We start from the raw sequence: 16353 nt of genomic DNA, 5'->3' as shown, positions 1-16353 counted from the left end.
CCTACTGAAACTTGTAGGCTGCGTCATACAATTTTAGATTTTAGATTTTAGATTTTAGATTGGGAATCAAGGATGACTATCGGGGTTTGGAGTTTACCTACAGTTGCATTCTTGTTTGAAACGGCTATCGGCTAGCTGTCACCCCGCAGAGAAAATAAAACTCTTCCGGGGCACCATACTTGCTACTTGCTAACTTCAAACGGCGTGTATTTTCCCCCCAAAGCTTCGACGATGGCGCGAGTATTAGCCGACATCATTTTCACATAAGAATCAGCCTCGCTTCCGGGCGCCCCTATCGAATCCGAATAAAGTTGCTGCGCCGCCAATTTCACCCCCGCTTCCTCCGCCACTGTTCTAATCAGTTGCGGGTTAATTGTAGTCTCGGCAAAAATAGCAGGAACTCCCGCAGCTTTCACCGATTCTACTAACTTTTGCACCGTTTGAGCGCTTGGCTGTTCCTCCGTACTAATCCCGATTAAACTGCCAGCACTTCCCAATCCGTAGGCGCGGCTGTAATATTGAAAAGCATCGTGAGTTGTTACTAATTCGCGCTTATTTTCGGGGATGGTTTTAATCTCTTGTTCGATCCAACTATCCAAGCGTTTTAACTCTTGAGTAAGTTTCACAGCATTCTGCGTAAACTTCTCCCGATCTTCCGGCGACAAATCGATTAGCGCATCCCGAATTGCTTCCACCATTTGAACTACATTTTCCACATTTCCCCAAACGTGCGGATCGGGTACGGTATTGCCTTCTTTATTCAGTAGCAAAGGCTTGACAACTTCCCCCACTGCTAATTTCCGCGCCTTAATTCCGGCGGCATTCATCATCCTAATTAATCCCGGTTCCAAATTGTAACCGTTATACAAAATTAAGTTAGCTTTTTCTAAAGCTTGAGAATCTTTTGGCACCGGTTCGTAAACGTGAGGATCGGTTCCCGGCTGCAAAATTCCTGTTAGCTGAACTTCGCCACCCGCTACTCGATCGGTCAAATCCTCAATAATTGTGCTGGTAGCAACTACCTTGGGTTTAGCATCTGCCTCTGGAGAGAGGCGATCGCCCTGGGTTTGACCGCAACTAAATAAACCCACAGTCAATATGCCGCAGGCAATAGTTCTAATCAAAAATACCTTGGATTTGTCCAATCCAGGGGCGGCGGTTTCAATCCCCGACTCACGGCTAAACTCTCGTTTATAGGATTGCTTCACAATTGTCGTCGGTTTTAACTGACATTTTGCACTCTTCTCCACCACAGGCAAGATGCCTGTTCCCCAATGATTCAATATTCTGGTGGGGTGGGTCAATAGCCCGCCCCGATCGCGATCGTTGAGAATGGTGGAAGATAAAAGTTTTAACCTACTTGACATTTTTGCCACAAAACCTATGGTTTGAGGGGTTTCGAGCTGGCGCTGTCGCATTATGTACCTCTCCTGCGTTCCAGATTATTCCTATTGACCGAGGATTTCATATTCTTTTCATTTTTACAGTAAACTTAACAAAAAGGAGATAGAGTCACCCCTATGAATACCGCCGCCTTCCCCAACGAGACTCCTTGGTCTCAAATGGTTTGCCACCTCCAAGACACGGCTACCGACACAGAAATTATCGCTGTTAAGCACTTAGCAGTAAACTACCGCACGGTAGAGGCACTCAGAGATATCAATCTTTCCGTCAAACCGGGAAGGCTGACGGGTATTATTGGCCCCAACGGGGCCGGCAAAAGCACCCTGATCAAAGCAATGTTGGGCTTAATTCCCAGAGATCGCGGCACTGTTACTTGGGGCGAAGAAGCGATCGCCGATCGACTCGAAACAGTAGCCTACGTGCCGCAGCGATCGCAAATAGACTGGAACTATCCCGCCACCGTTTGGGATGTCGTGATGATGGGAAGAGTCAGAAAAGCCGGATGGTTTCGCCGCTTCTCGGCAGCTAGCCGCCGCACCGCTGCCGATGCCTTAGAAAGAGTAGGCATGAGTGCTTACAAAGACAGACCGATCGGACAACTTTCCGGCGGACAGCAACAGCGAGTATTTCTAGCTAGAGCCTTAGCCCAAGAAGCCGCTATTTTCTGCTTTGACGAGCCGTTTGTCGGCGTTGACCAAAAAACTCAAAATATCATTTTCGACATCTTCCACCAGCTAGCAAATGCCGGAAAAACCGTCTTAGTAGTCAACCACGACTTAGGCGAATCAATCACCAATTTTGACGATTTAATTTTGCTAAATACAGAATTGATTGCCGCTGGTCCCCGCCAAGAAGTGCTAACGCAAGAAAACCTTTACCGCGCCTACGGCGGACAAGTAATGTTCTTTACCGGACAAGCAGCTTAATTAGCCAGCAGTCAATCGATTTTAGATTTTAGATTTGAGATTTTAGATTGACCCCACGCATAAATGGGGGGGCTTGAGGATTTTCGAAAATCGATTTGGGATTGATTCCACGGATAAATCACGTGGCGGGTACCACCTTTGAAATTCTTGGTCCTTAATCTAGGAGTTACACTCTTGAACCCGGTTTTTTTGATAATCTTGAGTTGGGCAACGATAAATCTCGGCTCAAACTCACATCTTGCACCATTCTCGCTTAACAGGCAAGATGCCTGTTCCACAAGAAAATTCACTCTTTGTGGAACAGGCATCTTGGCTGTTCATAAAAAGCTTATTGAGAATGGTGCAACATCTCGGATCGAACCGGGTTGCTTTGGTTGTTAGTCATTAGTTAACTGGGATTTGATAATTTTATGCTACAAACTTTAATTGAGCCGTTGCAGTACGGATTCATGCAGCGATCGCTCGTAATAGCCATTCTCGTCGGCATCGTCTGCGCGATCGTCGGCAGCTACCTAATGGTACAGCGGCTGGCCTTGCTCGGAGACGCCATCAGCCACTCGGTTTTGCCCGGATTGGCGATCGCATTTATCCTCGGAGCAAATATTTTTATCGGCGCCTTCATTGCGGGAGTTTTGAGTACAGTAATCATAGCTTGGATCAAAACTCGATCGACAATCAAAGAAGACGCGGCCATGGGCATCGTATTTTCGGCATTCTTCGCCCTCGGCATCACCCTAATTACGATCGTCCAAAAAGACAACAAAATCGACCTCAACCACTTTCTTTTCGGCAACATCCTCGGCGTTACCGCCGAAGATGCGATCGACACAGGCTTCATTGTCGCCCTAGTCTTATTAGTTGTAGTATTCTTTTACAAAGAACTGCTATTTTACACATTCGATCCATTAGGAGCGCAAGCAACAGGTTTGCCAGTAAACCTGCTCAACTTCGGACTGATGGTACTCATCGCCCTCACAATAGTTGCCAGCCTCAAAGCCGTTGGCGTCGTGCTAGTCTTGTCCCTATTAATTACACCTGCAAGTACCGCCTATCTCCTAGTCACTCGCCTGCACCAAGTAATGATTTTAGGAGCAATAATCGGAGTTATTTCCAGCATTAGCGGAATGTATCTCAGCTACTTTTATAACTTACCATCCGGGCCCGCAATAGTTTTAGTTGCATCTGGGTTATTTGTGCTATCATTGCTGTTCAGTCCCACTCAAGGAATCCTCACCCAACCCCGCACAAAATCCGGTCAAATTCCTCCTATATGGCGGGAATTAAAAAATTTAACTAAAGGCCGATAACAATTAACTTTGTGGTAAGACTTCAGCGCCGCCCCTCCAATTTTCAATAACAACCTGCGTCAATCCCCGTGCATCTGCGGTTCAAAAAAGCTTCTCCAATTAATCCGCCTAACTGCGAATTGCCGGCAGCATCCCGATGTTGTCAAAAGGTTTTTTTTGTTTGAGTGCGAGAAAGCAAAAATGGGAGGCTGTCGCAGCGGGCGATCGCAACTGCGAACTATTGCTCAAAACAACTGTACAATAACAAAAGTTAAATTTTCACGCAAACAGAGCTACTCAGTTAAAAAACATGACAGTCAAAGTAGGAGACACCGCCCCCGATTTTACCTTACCATCTCAAACTGGCACATCAGTCAGCCTCAAAGATTTTAAAGGTAAAAAAAACGTCATAGTCTACTTTTACCCCAAAGACAACACACCCGGATGCACAACCCAAGCTTGCGCTTTTCGAGATAGTTACGAAGTCTTCAAAGACGCAGGTGCAGAAGTCATAGGAATTAGCGAAGATTCGCCACAATCGCACCAGGAATTTGCCACCAAATATCGGCTACCATTTACACTGCTGAGCGATACTGGCAACAAAGTGCGGCAGTTATACGGAGTTCCAGCTACACTGTGGATTATGCCGGGTAGAGTAACTTATGTCATTGACAAACAAGGCGTTGTCCAGCACATTTTTGACTCGATGTTAGACTTCCAAGCACACGTTGCACAAGCACTCAAAACTTTAGAAGCCATCAAAAGTTAGATGGATTTGCTTAAATAAATTGTTTGTAGTGAGGACGAAAGTCCTCATTTTCTAAAAAACCAAGAAAAAACTAAATTCCTGACTGCGAACTAACGGTTTGTAGGGAAAACGGTAGTTCTGAGACTAGAGATTTTCCCCTACCCAATTTTTAAAAGCTTGAATAGCGCTGGTTCTGCCAGCAACTTGACTCTGCTGAGTGTACTGATTCACCAGTTCGACAATCGGGATATTGGGGAAAGTGGGACTCACATCAGACTCCATATATTGTTCGGCTTGCAAGACGTTGATTTGTAGCCCTCGCCGTGCGTATCGCCAAAGTTCCGGCACTCCTAGAATTTGATAATTATCCAACTGCGTGCGAGAGGTGAGATCAATTTCTATCGCTAAGTCTGGGGGCGGATCGACACTCATATCGAGGCGATTTTTACCGATAACGGCTGCTTGATTTTGAATGTAAAAACAGGTATCCGGTTCGACAGCCTGACTCATGCGTTCATTTTTCAAGGTTGTCGAACCTAAGGACTCAAAGGCTATTTGTCGTGCTTCCAACAATATTTTTACAATGTCGCCAATAATTTCCTTGGCTTTTTCATGTTCGGGCAAAGGAACCATAATTTCTAACCGTCCGTTACTATAGGAAAGTCGGGAAGCACGACGTTCTCCTAATTCCGCCAAAATACTTTCAAATTGTTGCCAGTTCACATCCTCAACCAGTAATTGCTGACCCGGTTGAATCTTCAATTGTCTTAACTCCAATAGCATAATTGTTCATCCATTTTTTCGAGGAAATATCAGCTTTCGATAGAGGACACGGCAGTGCCGTTTCCCTACAGCGATCGCTTGACGGGTATACTTCATCAACGTGGAATCTGCTGTATTAGCAACGTCCTTACTGCGAACCATTATCTAAAAAAACCAAGAAAGGACTAAGATCCTTACTACGAACCAGGAGTTTGTAGTGAAGACTTTAGTCCTTTTTTGCTAAGGGCTTGCAGCCCTTAACTATTAGCAGTCAGCAATTATCTAGCTTTTCGCAACACTCGATTTTTCAGATGCAGCGCTTTCGGCAGTTTTGCCATTTTTGCTATTACCGTTACCGTTGCTGTGGCGGGGTTGGATAACTCCATAGCCACCGTGAGTCTTTCGTTCGTAGAGTACGTTAATTTCGCCTGTTTCCGCATTACGAAACATATAGAAATCGTGATCGATAATCTGCAATTGTTCCAAGGCTTGTTGCACAGTCATTGGAGGCATAGCAAAATACTTAGTCCGCACCACCTCTGCAGGAAGTTCGGGAGTTCGATCGCCAATCAGATCAGCTACTACAGGATGTTCCTCAACTACCGTAACCGTTTTGGCACTACTCTGGGTCTTATTGTCGTGGCGTTTTTCCTTAAATTTCCGCAGTTGACGAGCTATCTTGTCGGCAACCAAATCAATGCTGGCATACAGGCTTTCCGTGCTTTCTTCAGCCCGAATCACGCTGCCGTTAGCATAAATTGTCACCTCAGCAGTCTGCTTAGGATTGATCCTGGGGTTACGAGCCACCGAGAGATGTATGTCCACTTCCGTAGTCAAATTTTGAAAATGGCTAACTGCCTTTTCAACCTTTTGATTGACGTACTCGCGAATCGCATCGGTGATTTCTATATTCTTACCCTGGATAACAAGCTTCATAGAGCTCCCTCCCTTCTGTAACTTGGGTATAGTTTATACAGTAGCACTATGTATTCTCGAAAACACTTATCTTCCGAATCTTTTTTTATATGTTGACAATTCTTGATTTAAACTGCGCCAATATTCCGTAAAAACACTATTGATTTTTTGCATGATTTCCCCTCTGAGCCCTCAACAGCTAAATGCACCACCCTGCTTGCTCTTCGATTGGGGACAAGTGCCCTACTCCCAAGCTTGGGAAATCCAGCAAAAACTCGTGCAAGAACGCCGCGACAAGCCTGATTTGCCAGATGTCCTGATTTTGCTGGAACATCCGCCGGTTTACACTTTGGGACTGGGAGCCAAGCTGGAATTTCTGAAATTTGACCCAGGTCAAACTGGGCCGGAAGTGCACCGAGTTGAGCGGGGCGGCGAGGTGACTTACCACTCTCCGGGCCAATTGGTGGGCTATCCGATTTTAAATTTGCGGCGTCACCAACAAGATTTGCACTGGTATTTGCGGCAGTTGGAGGAAGTGCTGCTGGGGGTGTTGGAAGTTTGCGGGTTGAAGGGTTCGCGGGTTCCCGGTATGACTGGGGTTTGGGTGGATGGGTGTAAGGTAGGTGCGATCGGCATTAAAGTCAGCCGCTGGATTACGATGCACGGTTTTGCTTTAAATGTGTGTCCGGATCTGGCTGGTTTTGGGCAAATTGTACCTTGCGGGATTCCCGATCGACCTGTTGGGAGTTTAGAGCAGTTTATCCCGGGAATTGAGGTCGATCGAGTGCGATCGATCCTTGTCGCTGAGTTTGCTCGCGTTTTTGGAGTAGAAATTGTGCGATCGAATGTGTAGGGTGCGTCGCTGTCAACCTTACTGCGATCGTTAGCAGTCGGTTTTTTAACTGCGATCGGGATTGTCTTCCTCATACACCATTAAATCTCCCGGTTGGCAGTTTAGTGCTTTGCACAAAGCATCAAGAGTCGATTCGTCAATTCTCGTGAGGCGGCGGCGGGTTTTGAGTCGAGAAAAGGAAGTTGGGTGCATTCCTATCAAAGCAGCTAACTCCTTATTGTTGATATTGCGCTCGGCCATCACAACTGCTAATTTCCAACGGATCACTGGTGATTCTCAACTACTGGGCACGACTTTGCAAGCTGATGTTACCATCCCGCAACCTTCACTCTCCTTTAATTAACCGCTACGGTAACTTTTTTGAGCTTGGCAGTTGACTAACTTAGGAGAATGACCTATACTCAGAATGTACAAACGGAAAAGCGATCGCCCCTTTGCCTCGAAAACTCAAGGGCGATCGCTCTCCGACTATTTTGTAGTTAAAACTCATGATATCACAGCCAAAGTCAGTTCCCGAACTCCTGCGCGAAGAAATTCCCAACGCAGCCATCGGAAAGCAACCGATCCGATTGTTGATTTGCGGGATTCCCAAAGGAGTAGAAAGCATCATCAATCTGCTGCACGTTTTGGGTTTTGCAGAAGTTGGCGAGTGGAGCCCGCCTTTACCATCCCCGATCGCAGGTGAAGTAATGCGGATTTTGACCCGTTACTGGAAAGAATAATCTTTAAGAGCGATCGCCCTTTATTGAGCAAAGTGCGATCGCTCTTAAATTATCAAAAATATCAGGCTTGATTCTCCACCCAATCGCTGAAAAACTCCCGACTAAGGATGCTAAATATCGAATCGAATTAACGCGGCGGTATTTGCGAGACTTGGGGGTATCATGCGCGATCGCGGGCTTCTCTAACCTTAGAGAGAAGCAAGACCGATGCAGAAATACGTCCTAAGAGTTTTGCGATCGCCCCTAGCGTCAGGTATGATTCTTGTTAATTATTGCGCACCGCTCAAGAGAAAAAATTTATGGCAGATATGTCCGGTCAAGACCCCTCGGAAATTAAAATGGCGACGGTTGATGAAGAACAAAAAGGGGCAACGTTTAGCGGTACGGTCATCCTTGCTATCGATGATACCGAGGGTGGGGAAGTCGTTTTCTTCAGAGACTTTTTGATTGAACATTATAAAGGCGAACTTACCGCTTATCTGGCAACAGATGGCAATATAACGAAAAGCATTGATTTAGGCGCACTTAAGCATAAGAGCGGCAGCTTTAAGCTGCCAATTCCGCTGGGGACGGATACATCACCCTACAATACAGTTGTGCTGCGCGACGAAAAAAGCAAGAAAAAAGTTGTGACAATCGAGCTGTAAAATTTGCAATGAGAGCTCGTAGTTGAGCCAAATTCGTTAGCGCAGCCCTCAAAGACGATCGCCCTTTTTTTGCTAAAGTGCGATCGCCCTTAAATTAAGGTGCGTCACTTTCGATCGAACAGTCGAGTTGTAAAGTGACGCACTCTACTTTTTAAAACGGAATCGGATCGTAATCGGGATTTTCCGGCTCGTTAGGCGAACTCGAAGATCGATCGGACGGAGAATTTGAAGGCTGAGGCGAGTTCCAATCCGAACTAGACGTGCGGTTAGCGCCGCCTGGAGCGCTGTTAGAACTGCGGTTTCGCGAGCCTAAAGGTACTACATTGCTCGGCACATTAGCCGGCGCGCTGTCGCGACTTTGAGCCTGTTCGGGAGCAGTTCTAGCTGGGGGAGCAGCACTCATTGCATCGCCACCGACACTGTAAATCCTTTGAGCTGTCAGTTCAGCGCGCTTTTCTTTAATACCATCTCTTTCGATCGTATTCATGCTCAGTCGCCCCTCAATAATCACGCGATCGCCCTCGTGATATTTCTCGTGAATTTCTTGAGCAAAATTTCCCCATCCTATCACTTTCAAATGTTCGGGCGGATCTTCAGGTTTTGGGCCTGGAAACTGCACCAGCATCTCAGCGATTTGAAGTTGATTGTCAGGAGTATAACGGAGTTGCGGTTGTTGAATTATTTCCGCCATCAAAATGCAGCTATTCATCTGTTATCTATTCGTAATTGGGAATTGGGAATTGGGAATTGGGCATCGGGAATTGGGCATCGGGAATTGGCAATTGGCGAAACAGGGAATTCGAGATTGGGAATTGGGCATGAACTTTCAAGTAAAAAGGTAAAACTTAAAATAACGCATTTTATTTTTTTACTTTTGCATTACCAATTCCCCATTACCAATGCCCTGTTTGCCCTGTTTGCCCTGTTTGCCCAATTCCCGATTACCCATTACCAAATTTATCTTGGCGAACCGCCGCCTCAGCTTGGCTGACAAAATCGTGAACGAGGCTGCGGTACTCCTTCAAAGTTTCAGCTACCCAATCTCGGTCATCACTGTTGGCGAAGATATGAACGATCGGTTCGCTCGCATCGGGCAAGACTAATACCCAATTGTCGTCGCTGTAGTTAAAAATCTTCACTCCATCTATTAATTCTAAACGATCGGGCGAATGAGTTTCTACTAAATGTCGCATCAGCGAACCCTTGATAGTCCAAGGACAGCGGACGCTGTAACTGCGGTGGCTGACGCGGGGAAGTTCGGCTTTGATCTGTCCGAGCGATCGCTCCTGAATCGTCATCATTTCTATCACTTTAGCAATGCAGAACATCGCGTCAAATCCGGGATGCAATTGCGGGAAAATAAAACCCATAAGGCCGCTGCCGCCCAAAACCACATTCGGGTTCCTGTTAGCAGCTTCCATCAAAGCAGTTGGGTTCGCCTTAGTGCGGATTACCTTGCTTTGATAGCGGCGGGCGATCGCCTCCACCGCAGAAGACGCATGCACCGGCACTATTACTGTACCTTTGGGATGAGAAGTCAGCATCAAATTTACCATCAACGCCGTCAGCATTTCCCCGCGAATCGCTATCCCAGACTCATCTACCAAAATGAGCTGTTCGCCGTTAGCCGACACCTGCACTCCAAAATTAGCGCTGAGTGCTTTCACCACCCGGCCGAGTTGGTCAAGCAAATATTCCCGTTCCCCGTTGCTTAGAGAAGTCTGCTTGAGACTGGCATTAAGTACCACCGCATCGCAGCCGAACTTGGCGAGCATTTGCGGCAGAATTGCTCCGGAAACTGCGTAAACGTAATCGATTACCACCTTAGTATTGCTGTAGCGTATTGCCTCAACATTCATCTGCCGCTCAAAAATGCGGTTGTAAACGTCGAGAGCTTGGTTAAAGTACGTCATCTCTCCAATTTCGGGAATTAGAGCCCGCCGCAAATCTTCCTTAAAATAAGCCCCCTCAATTTTTTTCTCAGCTCCTTTAGTAATATTAATGCCTTTGATATCGAAGAATTCAATTAAAATGTGGTCGGAGCGATCGGGCGAAATGCGAACGTGAATGCCGCCAGCAATCGACAGCGTAGACGAAACCGTGCGCGCGATCGGAATAGCCGTCGATTCCAAATTGACCACATTAATTCCCACCGACATCAAACCCGCAATCAAAGACCTCGAAACCATCCGCGAAATGCTCCGCTGGTCGCGAGAAACCGATACTGAAGTCCCCGGTTTCAAAGTCGAGCCGTAAGCCGCGCCCAATTTCACCGCGAATTCCGGCGTAACATCCACATTTGCGAGTCCTTGAACGCCACGCTGACCGAACAAATTCCGCCTAGCTTGTTCTCCCCAAATTAAATTTTGATTTAACAGAGCGCCTGACTCAATATTTTTGCTCGGCCAGACGCGCACGCTTGGCCCGACTTGCGCTTCTTCTCCGACGATCGACATCGAACCGACGATCGCACCTTCCAAGACATGAGCGCGCCTGTCTACGCGGCTGCTGCGGCAAATCACGCAGGCCCTAAGGTGAGCATCTTCGCCAACAATTGCTCCGTTCCAGACGATGGGACGTTTGAGGTTGGCATCGGCCCCGACTGTCACGTTATCTCCGAGCACCGTACCGGCATCGATTTTAACTCGGGCTCCAATCCGACAATTGTTGCCGATCATGGCCGGTACTTCGACGATCGCGGTATCGTCAATAAAAGTATTCTGACCTACCCAAAGTCCCGCTCGAACTTGGTTGTAGTAGCTCAACTCCAGTTTGACCTTTCCCCGCAGAGCGTCGTACTGAGATTCCCGGTAAACATCAAGCTGGCCGACATCGCACCAGTAACCCTCGGCGATGTAACCGTACATCGGCTCGTTTTTTTCCAGCAGCAAGGGAAACAAGTCTTTCGAGAAGTCGCACTCTTTATGTGGAGGCAGGTAGTCCAATACGGACGGTTCTAAAATATAGGTGCCGGTATTGACGGTATCGGAGAAAATTTCGCTGCTAGAAGGCTTTTCCAGAAAGCGGCTGATGCGGTAATCTTCCTCGGTAATCACCACCCCGAATTCCATCGGATTGGGAACGCGAGTTAAAATTAACGTGGCTTTGGATTGCTTGCTGCGGTGAAATTTCAGAGCTTCCGTCAAGTCGAAGTCTGTGATGCTGTCGCCGCTGATCACCAGAAAAGTTCGATCGAGCAATTCAGCAATATTTTTGACGCAACCAGCCGTACCCAGCGGTTGGTCTTCCTCCACAGCGTAAGTCATTTGAACGCCAAATTCTGCCCCGTCAGTAAAATATTCGCGCATGACATCGGGAAGGTAGTGCAGCGTTGCAATAATTTCCGTAATCTGATGCCTTTTTAGCAAATTGATAATGTGTTCTGCGATCGGGCGATTGAGAATCGGCACCATCGGTTTGGGCAAATCGCACGTCAGAGGTCTGAGCCTCGTTCCTGACCCCCCAGCCATCAGCACTGCACGCATAAAATCCTCCTTGCTTAAAAAGCACTCCTGATTCTTTTTAACTAGAACGAAAATCTAAAATTTTTGGGTCAGCCGTCAGCTATCAGCTCTTAATTAATTATTATCCGCGAGTCTCAGTAATCTTGGGAGGCAAGTTTAACCCAGGGTAGCGAGCGCTACCGATAACAATTCTTCAAAATTGCTTTCGGTCTGAGAAATGATAAATTAATAGTAGCGCTTTGGCTCGCTCACTCTTAATCCAACTTAATGTAGCCAAGGGTCGCCCGTCAAACGAAACCTGATGATCGGTGGGGAATTACCACCAGCAAACAAACACTGCATCATGATTTTCAAAATAAGAGCGTTGACATAATGCCTTAAGTGATTTACGGTTTTTGTATGATCGTAACTTAACCAGTACCGAATCAAGGCCACTCCTGACCAAGTTTCCCTTATGGATCATTGGTTATAGTTGTTTCTACGGCATGGCAATTATGCTTTGGGGCAGCGACTAGATTGGTTGCATCGGACAAGATGCCTGATTGACCGCTGCTCAAAGATCTCAGAAAGATGTCAGAGCCAATGGCTCCAATTCCTCCTCGGGTAAATTATTACCCTCAGCAAACAGCACTCAAGGAAAAAAACTTTTCCTGCTTACAAGAATATTTATTCTCAAGTTCAACAAATCAATCTTCAACGATTAGATAAAACTTGGCAGCGTTGGCTGAAACCTGACCAAACCGGAAAACTTGCTCGTAGACCACGCTTTAAAAAGAAGGGTGAGTTGCGTTCATTGGGTTTTCCCGAGCCAATCACCCAAAAGCTGCTTGTTTTTTATCAGCTTCGACACTCCGAATTCCGAGAATTGCAGAAGCCCCCTAATTGTACCTCGTCCCATTCCAGATGGATTCACCCTCAAAACAGCAACTCTTGTTAAGAAAGCAGATGGTTGGTATACTGGCATAAGCACGGAAAATGGGACAGTATCAACTCCTATGACCGTAGATACAATTAAAACAGCGGTTGGGATTGACGTAGGTTTAGAGAAATTCTTAGCGACAGCAGACGGCAAAATAGTCCCGATTCAACAAACCTATAGAAAAGCTCAACATCATTGAGTCAGACAGCAAAGGAAACTAGCCCATAAACAAAAAGGTTCTGCTAATTATAAAAAGCAAGCTAACCGAGTTGCTAGAATTAATCAAGGAATTCAGAGACAGCGCCAAGATTTTAACTATAAAACAGCACATAAAATGGTGAGGAAATATGACTTAATAGCAGTTGAAAACTTAAATATTCAAGGACTTGCTCGTACTCCTTGGAGCAAATCAATCTTAGATGCAGCAGGAAGAAATTTTATGACAAGAGTGGAAGCAGTGGCGGTAAAACGCGGCGTTCACTTGGTAAAAGTTAATCCTAATAATACATCCCAAGATTGCTCAGGGTGTGGAGTTAAAGTCAGAAAAGATTTATCAATCAGATCGCATTCATGCCGTGATTGCCATACAGAGTTAGAACGAGATATTAATGGCTGCATTAATATTTTGAAGAGAGCAATCGCAGATTTTAAAACGGTGGGACTCATCGTTTCTGCCTGTCGAGGCGATAGCGATAGCCCGCTGTTGAAGCAAGAAGCAAAGGAAATGTTAACTGGTTTTGAGTTAACACTTTTCTGAGAAGCCCCCGAAGCCAGCGTTTCGCTCGGGCGGGGGAGGAAAGTCACTCAGTCGTTTAGGGGGTTATTTGATGGAACCGTTAATTGGATTGGTGTTGCTAGTCGCTTACGGAGGCGGTATTTGGAAATTTTGGAATGGTTTCGATCGCACTAACTTCGACAGAAGTTTTGCAAATCGCCTGAAGCTGTCGCTGCTATGGCCGGCGTTAATCTTTAATAAGCCTTACCGCAAAAACTTTACAAAAGCTCTTAAAGCTTCTAAAAGGTAATTCAAGAATGTCTAAAAAGTCCGATCGCCCCGTCGCGGGTCAGGAGCAGAGTTGGTTTGCTAAAGGAAAATCAGATAGCTGGCAAGTTTTACTGTCGCAAGTTGCTTCTCGGTTCGATCGCGAATACCGAGGAGAAGCTTTCGCTTTACCCGAAGAAGTCGAAGCAATGCCGATTTTCCTGGAATCAGTCGCAGGAACTCTCCAAGAAAAAACAGTTTCTCCCTTCTGGAAAATTGCCAAACCTCAAAAAAATCAGCGCTGTTTAGACATTGGCTGCGGAGTCAGCTTTCTCATCTACCCTTGGCGGGATTGGGAAGCATATTTTTACGGTCAAGAAATCAGCAGCGCAGCCCGAGACGCCTTAAACGCTCGCGGCCCTCAGCTCAATTCTAAGCTGTTCAAAGGCGTAGAATGGGCCCCCGCTCACCAGTTAAATTACGAAGAGGATCAGTTCGATTTATGCCTCGCAACAGGCTTTAGCTGTTACTATCCCCTAGACTATTGGAGTATTGTCATGGGAGAAGTAAAGCGGGTACTAAAACCGGGGGGTCATTTTGTTTTTGATGTCCTCAATCCCAATTCTCCTCTAGCAGAAGATTGGGCAATTTTGGAAACTTATCGAGCCGGGGAAGTATTTTTAGAGGCAGTAGAAGATTGGGAAAAAATGATCAAAGCTGCTGGCGCTAAGGTAGTAAAAAAGCAAAGCGGCGACTTATTCCAAATGTATAAAGTTCAATACACTTGAGAGGTAATTGGTAATTGGTAATTGGTAATTGGTAATTGGTAAGGGCTTTCATGGCTATCCTATAAAAGCAAGCAACGCTTACGACCCACATTCCGCAAGTCTTTAAATAGAATTGATGGTTATAAATTTTTAAAATTCAAGCCTGAAGTGATGGCCCCGTAATCACTTCAGGCTTTTTTAAGTTACAATGAACGAATTAGAATCAAAGAGGAAAAAACCATGAATGAGCATCAAGAAGCCCTGGGGGGGTGACAAAGAGGTCTACGAGATAGACTGTATAAGGGTTGCGGCCCGCATACCTTGTTGATAAAAGCGACGTTTAGAAGGAGTTAACTTCATTAAATGTTCTACCTCGTCAGAATATTGTTATAGATAATTGACCCACTTTTCTCCATCTAAACCAACACCAAATGTCCTCCGTCTTTGATATCTTTTTTTAGGTTCTTTGCGGCAAGATACATATTTTTGCACCGGCTTTTTATTCATTTCAGTGCCTTGAAATATTCCAGAACTGTAGGATCGTGTCATGAGTAAAATCATGTTGATAAGTCGCTCTCCTTTTAAGCTAGTTCCTTCAATATCGTAGCCGACTGTTTTACAATTTCGAAACATTTCTTCAATGCCCATCCGTTGCTTGTAAGCATCGATAGCTACCGGCAATGACCCTAAATCTGTGAGAATAAACCACGCTTCATCAACCTTCCATGCCCCGTAGTTTCTTTTCCACTTACAAGCAACATCAAATCCAGTAGCAGGCTGAGTTTTTCTGACTCTTTTACCTTGAAAATATAAAGAGGTGCCTGATACTATTCCTAATTCATCTAACCGTTGCCAAACTAAATGTTCCGTTTCGATACAATGATTCTTTTTCATTCTTAAACAAAAAGATACACCCTTTTCCCTCAGCCAGTTTCCCAAATCGACAGAACAAAATTCACGGTTTCCTAAAACGATGACTTTATATTCTGAAAATAATGGTAAAACTTGCTGTAAATTGGTAGTCTGGGACTCGAAGCTACTGTTTCCCAATTTGGGCAACAGTGACCAGTACCATGGAATTGCTCTTCGCTCCCAGATTAAGCTAACCATGAACAGATTAATACAGCCCCATTGACTGCGGTCGATTACGATTGATAAAGTTTGACCAACACGGCAATAAGTAATCAACCAATAAGTAATTAATGGGAACCAAATTAGTGAGATAGTTAAGTGAGGCAAATCGAGAAATCTTTGTAGTTTTCTACGCCGACTTTCGGTTGTAATGGGATAGGGAAATACCCGGGATAGCCGTTCTAATCTCACTTGTTTTTCTGATTGTATCAAGGGTAGCAAGATTCCAATCAGTTTAAATTGAGCTGAACTTAGTTGTTTTTTTAAATGAATGAGGTAGAATGTTGGTATCATTATTTTTTAGATAGGCAAGCGTGTAACAATTATGCTGCCTATTTTTCTTTAGCACATATTGGCTCAATCCTTACAAAGCTATGGGTTTCAGGCTGGTTGTTACCCCCCCAGCAAGAAGCCATAAAAGTCCTAGATTTAGACCATCTAGGAATAGTAGCAGGCATAATAGACGAGATGGAATTAGTAGAAGAAGTCAATAAAAAAGTAGGAATAACAACCCAAGAAATTGTCAGCCCAGGACAAGTCATGAAAGCAATGATTTTGAATGGACTAGGCTTTTTAAGCGCCCCATTATACATATTCGAGGAATTTTTGGTAGTCCAAGCAACATCACATCTAATCGGAAAGGGAATACTACCAGAACATCTAAACGACGACAGGCTAGGAAGAACCCTCGACAAATATTATCAAGCAGGAACTACGAAACTCTTCACAACAATCGCCATGAAAGCCGCCCAATACTTCTCGGTTAAGCGCCAAATCAAGTAAACTGGTATTGATTTGTGGATCAGTGAGGGTAAAATCGATGCCAC

Annotated in this window: 17 protein-coding genes and 2 pseudogenes; 12 read left to right on the top strand and 7 right to left on the bottom strand. The window is 45.4% G+C overall.

From position 1 onward, the window contains the following. Positions 1-182: 182 nt before the first annotated feature. Complete coding sequence (locus tag QUB56_RS28050; protein WP_445243409.1) at positions 183-1418, bottom strand: metal ABC transporter substrate-binding protein; 1236 nt, start codon at positions 1416-1418, stop codon at positions 183-185. Positions 1419-1520: 102 nt separating this feature from the next. Here QUB56_RS28050 and QUB56_RS28045 point away from each other — a divergent pair, with 102 nt between their 5' ends. The 3 genes from QUB56_RS28045 to QUB56_RS28035 all read left to right on the top strand — a co-directional run bounded on the left by QUB56_RS28045 (position 1521) and on the right by QUB56_RS28035 (position 4385). Further along, positions 1521-2330 carry a metal ABC transporter ATP-binding protein gene (locus QUB56_RS28045; protein ID WP_332959570.1) on the top strand — a complete coding sequence of 270 codons (810 nt, stop codon included), beginning with the start codon at positions 1521-1523 and terminating at the stop codon, positions 2328-2330. Between the two features lie 410 nt (positions 2331-2740). Next, on the top strand, positions 2741-3637 hold the full coding sequence (locus QUB56_RS28040) for a metal ABC transporter permease (RefSeq protein WP_332959568.1): 897 nt from the start codon (positions 2741-2743) through the stop codon (positions 3635-3637). Between the two features lie 289 nt (positions 3638-3926). Next, the gene (locus QUB56_RS28035; RefSeq protein WP_332959567.1) at positions 3927-4385 is read left to right on the top strand and encodes a peroxiredoxin; all 459 of its coding nucleotides are present in this window, start codon (positions 3927-3929) and stop codon (positions 4383-4385) included. Positions 4386-4508: 123 nt separating this feature from the next. Here QUB56_RS28035 and QUB56_RS28030 read toward each other — a convergent pair whose 3' ends face one another. Together QUB56_RS28030 and hpf are read right to left on the bottom strand one after the other, a co-directional pair. Continuing rightward, positions 4509-5147 carry a Uma2 family endonuclease gene (locus QUB56_RS28030; protein WP_332959566.1) on the bottom strand — a complete coding sequence of 213 codons (639 nt, stop codon included), beginning with the start codon at positions 5145-5147 and terminating at the stop codon, positions 4509-4511. A gap of 261 nt (positions 5148-5408) precedes the next feature. Then, positions 5409-6062 (bottom strand): ribosome hibernation-promoting factor, HPF/YfiA family, encoded by a 654-nt coding sequence (hpf, locus tag QUB56_RS28025; RefSeq protein ID WP_332959565.1) that lies wholly within the window; start codon positions 6060-6062, stop codon positions 5409-5411. Between the two features lie 151 nt (positions 6063-6213). Here hpf and lipB point away from each other — a divergent pair, with 151 nt between their 5' ends. Continuing rightward, positions 6214-6894, top strand: a complete 681-nt coding sequence (lipB, locus tag QUB56_RS28020; protein WP_332959564.1) for a lipoyl(octanoyl) transferase LipB — start codon at positions 6214-6216, stop codon at positions 6892-6894. 45 nt (positions 6895-6939) lie between these two features. Here the strand turns inward: lipB and QUB56_RS28015 are convergent, their stop codons facing one another. Continuing rightward, a complete protein-coding gene (locus tag QUB56_RS28015; RefSeq protein ID WP_332959563.1) occupies positions 6940-7161 on the bottom strand; it encodes a helix-turn-helix transcriptional regulator in 222 nt (73 codons plus the stop codon). 221 nt (positions 7162-7382) lie between these two features. On the opposite strand from QUB56_RS28015, the gene QUB56_RS28010 reads away from it, so the two are divergent. Further along, positions 7383-7616 carry a hypothetical protein gene (locus QUB56_RS28010; RefSeq protein WP_332959562.1) on the top strand — a complete coding sequence of 78 codons (234 nt, stop codon included), beginning with the start codon at positions 7383-7385 and terminating at the stop codon, positions 7614-7616. A 299-nt stretch (positions 7617-7915) separates the two neighbouring features. Further along, positions 7916-8263, top strand: a complete 348-nt coding sequence (locus tag QUB56_RS28005) for a hypothetical protein (protein WP_332959561.1) — start codon at positions 7916-7918, stop codon at positions 8261-8263. A gap of 151 nt (positions 8264-8414) precedes the next feature. Here QUB56_RS28005 and QUB56_RS28000 read toward each other — a convergent pair whose 3' ends face one another. Then, positions 8415-8972 (bottom strand): single-stranded DNA-binding protein, encoded by a 558-nt coding sequence (locus QUB56_RS28000; RefSeq protein ID WP_332959560.1) that lies wholly within the window; start codon positions 8970-8972, stop codon positions 8415-8417. On the opposite strand from QUB56_RS28000, the gene QUB56_RS27995 reads away from it, so the two are divergent. Further along, positions 8959-9105: a hypothetical protein gene (locus tag QUB56_RS27995; protein ID WP_332959559.1), complete on the top strand. Its 147-nt coding sequence runs from the start codon at positions 8959-8961 to the stop codon at positions 9103-9105. The genes QUB56_RS28000 and QUB56_RS27995 overlap by 14 nt on opposite strands. A gap of 99 nt (positions 9106-9204) precedes the next feature. Here QUB56_RS27995 and QUB56_RS27990 read toward each other — a convergent pair whose 3' ends face one another. Further along, on the bottom strand, positions 9205-11748 hold the full coding sequence (locus QUB56_RS27990; RefSeq protein ID WP_332959558.1) for a mannose-1-phosphate guanyltransferase: 2544 nt from the start codon (positions 11746-11748) through the stop codon (positions 9205-9207). An 806-nt stretch (positions 11749-12554) separates the two neighbouring features. Between QUB56_RS27990 and QUB56_RS27985 the strand changes: the two genes are divergently transcribed. The 4 genes and pseudogenes from QUB56_RS27985 to QUB56_RS27970 all read left to right on the top strand — a co-directional run bounded on the left by QUB56_RS27985 (position 12555) and on the right by QUB56_RS27970 (position 14416). Next, on the top strand, positions 12555-12845 hold the full coding sequence (locus QUB56_RS27985; protein WP_332959557.1) for a hypothetical protein: 291 nt from the start codon (positions 12555-12557) through the stop codon (positions 12843-12845). A gap of 63 nt (positions 12846-12908) precedes the next feature. Then, positions 12909-13403 (top strand): annotated as a pseudogene (locus QUB56_RS27980) (RNA-guided endonuclease InsQ/TnpB family protein); the annotation flags it as partial. Between the two features lie 70 nt (positions 13404-13473). Continuing rightward, positions 13474-13671 (top strand): hypothetical protein, encoded by a 198-nt coding sequence (locus tag QUB56_RS27975; protein ID WP_332959556.1) that lies wholly within the window; start codon positions 13474-13476, stop codon positions 13669-13671. Between the two features lie 7 nt (positions 13672-13678). Further along, positions 13679-14416 carry a class I SAM-dependent methyltransferase gene (locus QUB56_RS27970; protein WP_332959555.1) on the top strand — a complete coding sequence of 246 codons (738 nt, stop codon included), beginning with the start codon at positions 13679-13681 and terminating at the stop codon, positions 14414-14416. Between the two features lie 366 nt (positions 14417-14782). On the opposite strand, the gene QUB56_RS27965 is transcribed toward QUB56_RS27970, so the two are convergent. Continuing rightward, positions 14783-15820 carry an IS4 family transposase gene (locus tag QUB56_RS27965; protein WP_332959554.1) on the bottom strand — a complete coding sequence of 346 codons (1038 nt, stop codon included), beginning with the start codon at positions 15818-15820 and terminating at the stop codon, positions 14783-14785. A gap of 96 nt (positions 15821-15916) precedes the next feature. Here QUB56_RS27965 and QUB56_RS27960 point away from each other — a divergent pair. Then, positions 15917-16300: pseudogene (locus QUB56_RS27960) on the top strand (DUF4277 domain-containing protein); the annotation flags it as partial. Positions 16301-16353: the final 53 nt, after the last annotated feature.

This window comes from Microcoleus sp. AR_TQ3_B6, assembly GCF_036702785.1.
Lineage (GTDB): Bacteria > Cyanobacteriota > Cyanobacteriia > Cyanobacteriales > Microcoleaceae > Microcoleus.
The sequence above is the reverse complement of the archived record's forward strand: the minus strand, read 5'-3'. Positions and strand labels throughout refer to the sequence as shown.

Bases quoted from the DNA above. Each gene is read 5' to 3' on its own strand.
- QUB56_RS28035 (WP_332959567.1), top strand. From the start codon at position 3,927: ATGACAGTCAAAGTAGGAGACACCGCCCCCGATTTTACCTTACCATCT.
- QUB56_RS27970 (WP_332959555.1), top strand. From the start codon at position 13,679: ATGTCTAAAAAGTCCGATCGCCCCGTCGCGGGTCAGGAGCAGAGTTGG.
- QUB56_RS28040 (WP_332959568.1), top strand. From the start codon at position 2,741: ATGCTACAAACTTTAATTGAGCCGTTGCAGTACGGATTCATGCAGCGA.
- QUB56_RS28010 (WP_332959562.1), top strand. From the start codon at position 7,383: ATGATATCACAGCCAAAGTCAGTTCCCGAACTCCTGCGCGAAGAAATT.
- QUB56_RS28045 (WP_332959570.1), top strand. From the start codon at position 1,521: ATGAATACCGCCGCCTTCCCCAACGAGACTCCTTGGTCTCAAATGGTT.
- QUB56_RS28005 (WP_332959561.1), top strand. From the start codon at position 7,916: ATGGCAGATATGTCCGGTCAAGACCCCTCGGAAATTAAAATGGCGACG.
- QUB56_RS27990 (WP_332959558.1), bottom strand. From the start codon at position 11,748: ATGCGTGCAGTGCTGATGGCTGGGGGGTCAGGAACGAGGCTCAGACCT.
- QUB56_RS28030 (WP_332959566.1), bottom strand. From the start codon at position 5,147: ATGCTATTGGAGTTAAGACAATTGAAGATTCAACCGGGTCAGCAATTA.
- QUB56_RS28000 (WP_332959560.1), bottom strand. From the start codon at position 8,972: ATGAATAGCTGCATTTTGATGGCGGAAATAATTCAACAACCGCAACTC.
- QUB56_RS27995 (WP_332959559.1), top strand. From the start codon at position 8,959: ATGCAGCTATTCATCTGTTATCTATTCGTAATTGGGAATTGGGAATTG.
- QUB56_RS28050 (WP_445243409.1), bottom strand. From the start codon at position 1,418: ATGCGACAGCGCCAGCTCGAAACCCCTCAAACCATAGGTTTTGTGGCA.
- QUB56_RS27975 (WP_332959556.1), top strand. From the start codon at position 13,474: ATGGAACCGTTAATTGGATTGGTGTTGCTAGTCGCTTACGGAGGCGGT.
- hpf (WP_332959565.1), bottom strand. From the start codon at position 6,062: ATGAAGCTTGTTATCCAGGGTAAGAATATAGAAATCACCGATGCGATT.
- QUB56_RS27965 (WP_332959554.1), bottom strand. From the start codon at position 15,820: ATGATACCAACATTCTACCTCATTCATTTAAAAAAACAACTAAGTTCA.
- lipB (WP_332959564.1), top strand. From the start codon at position 6,214: ATGATTTCCCCTCTGAGCCCTCAACAGCTAAATGCACCACCCTGCTTG.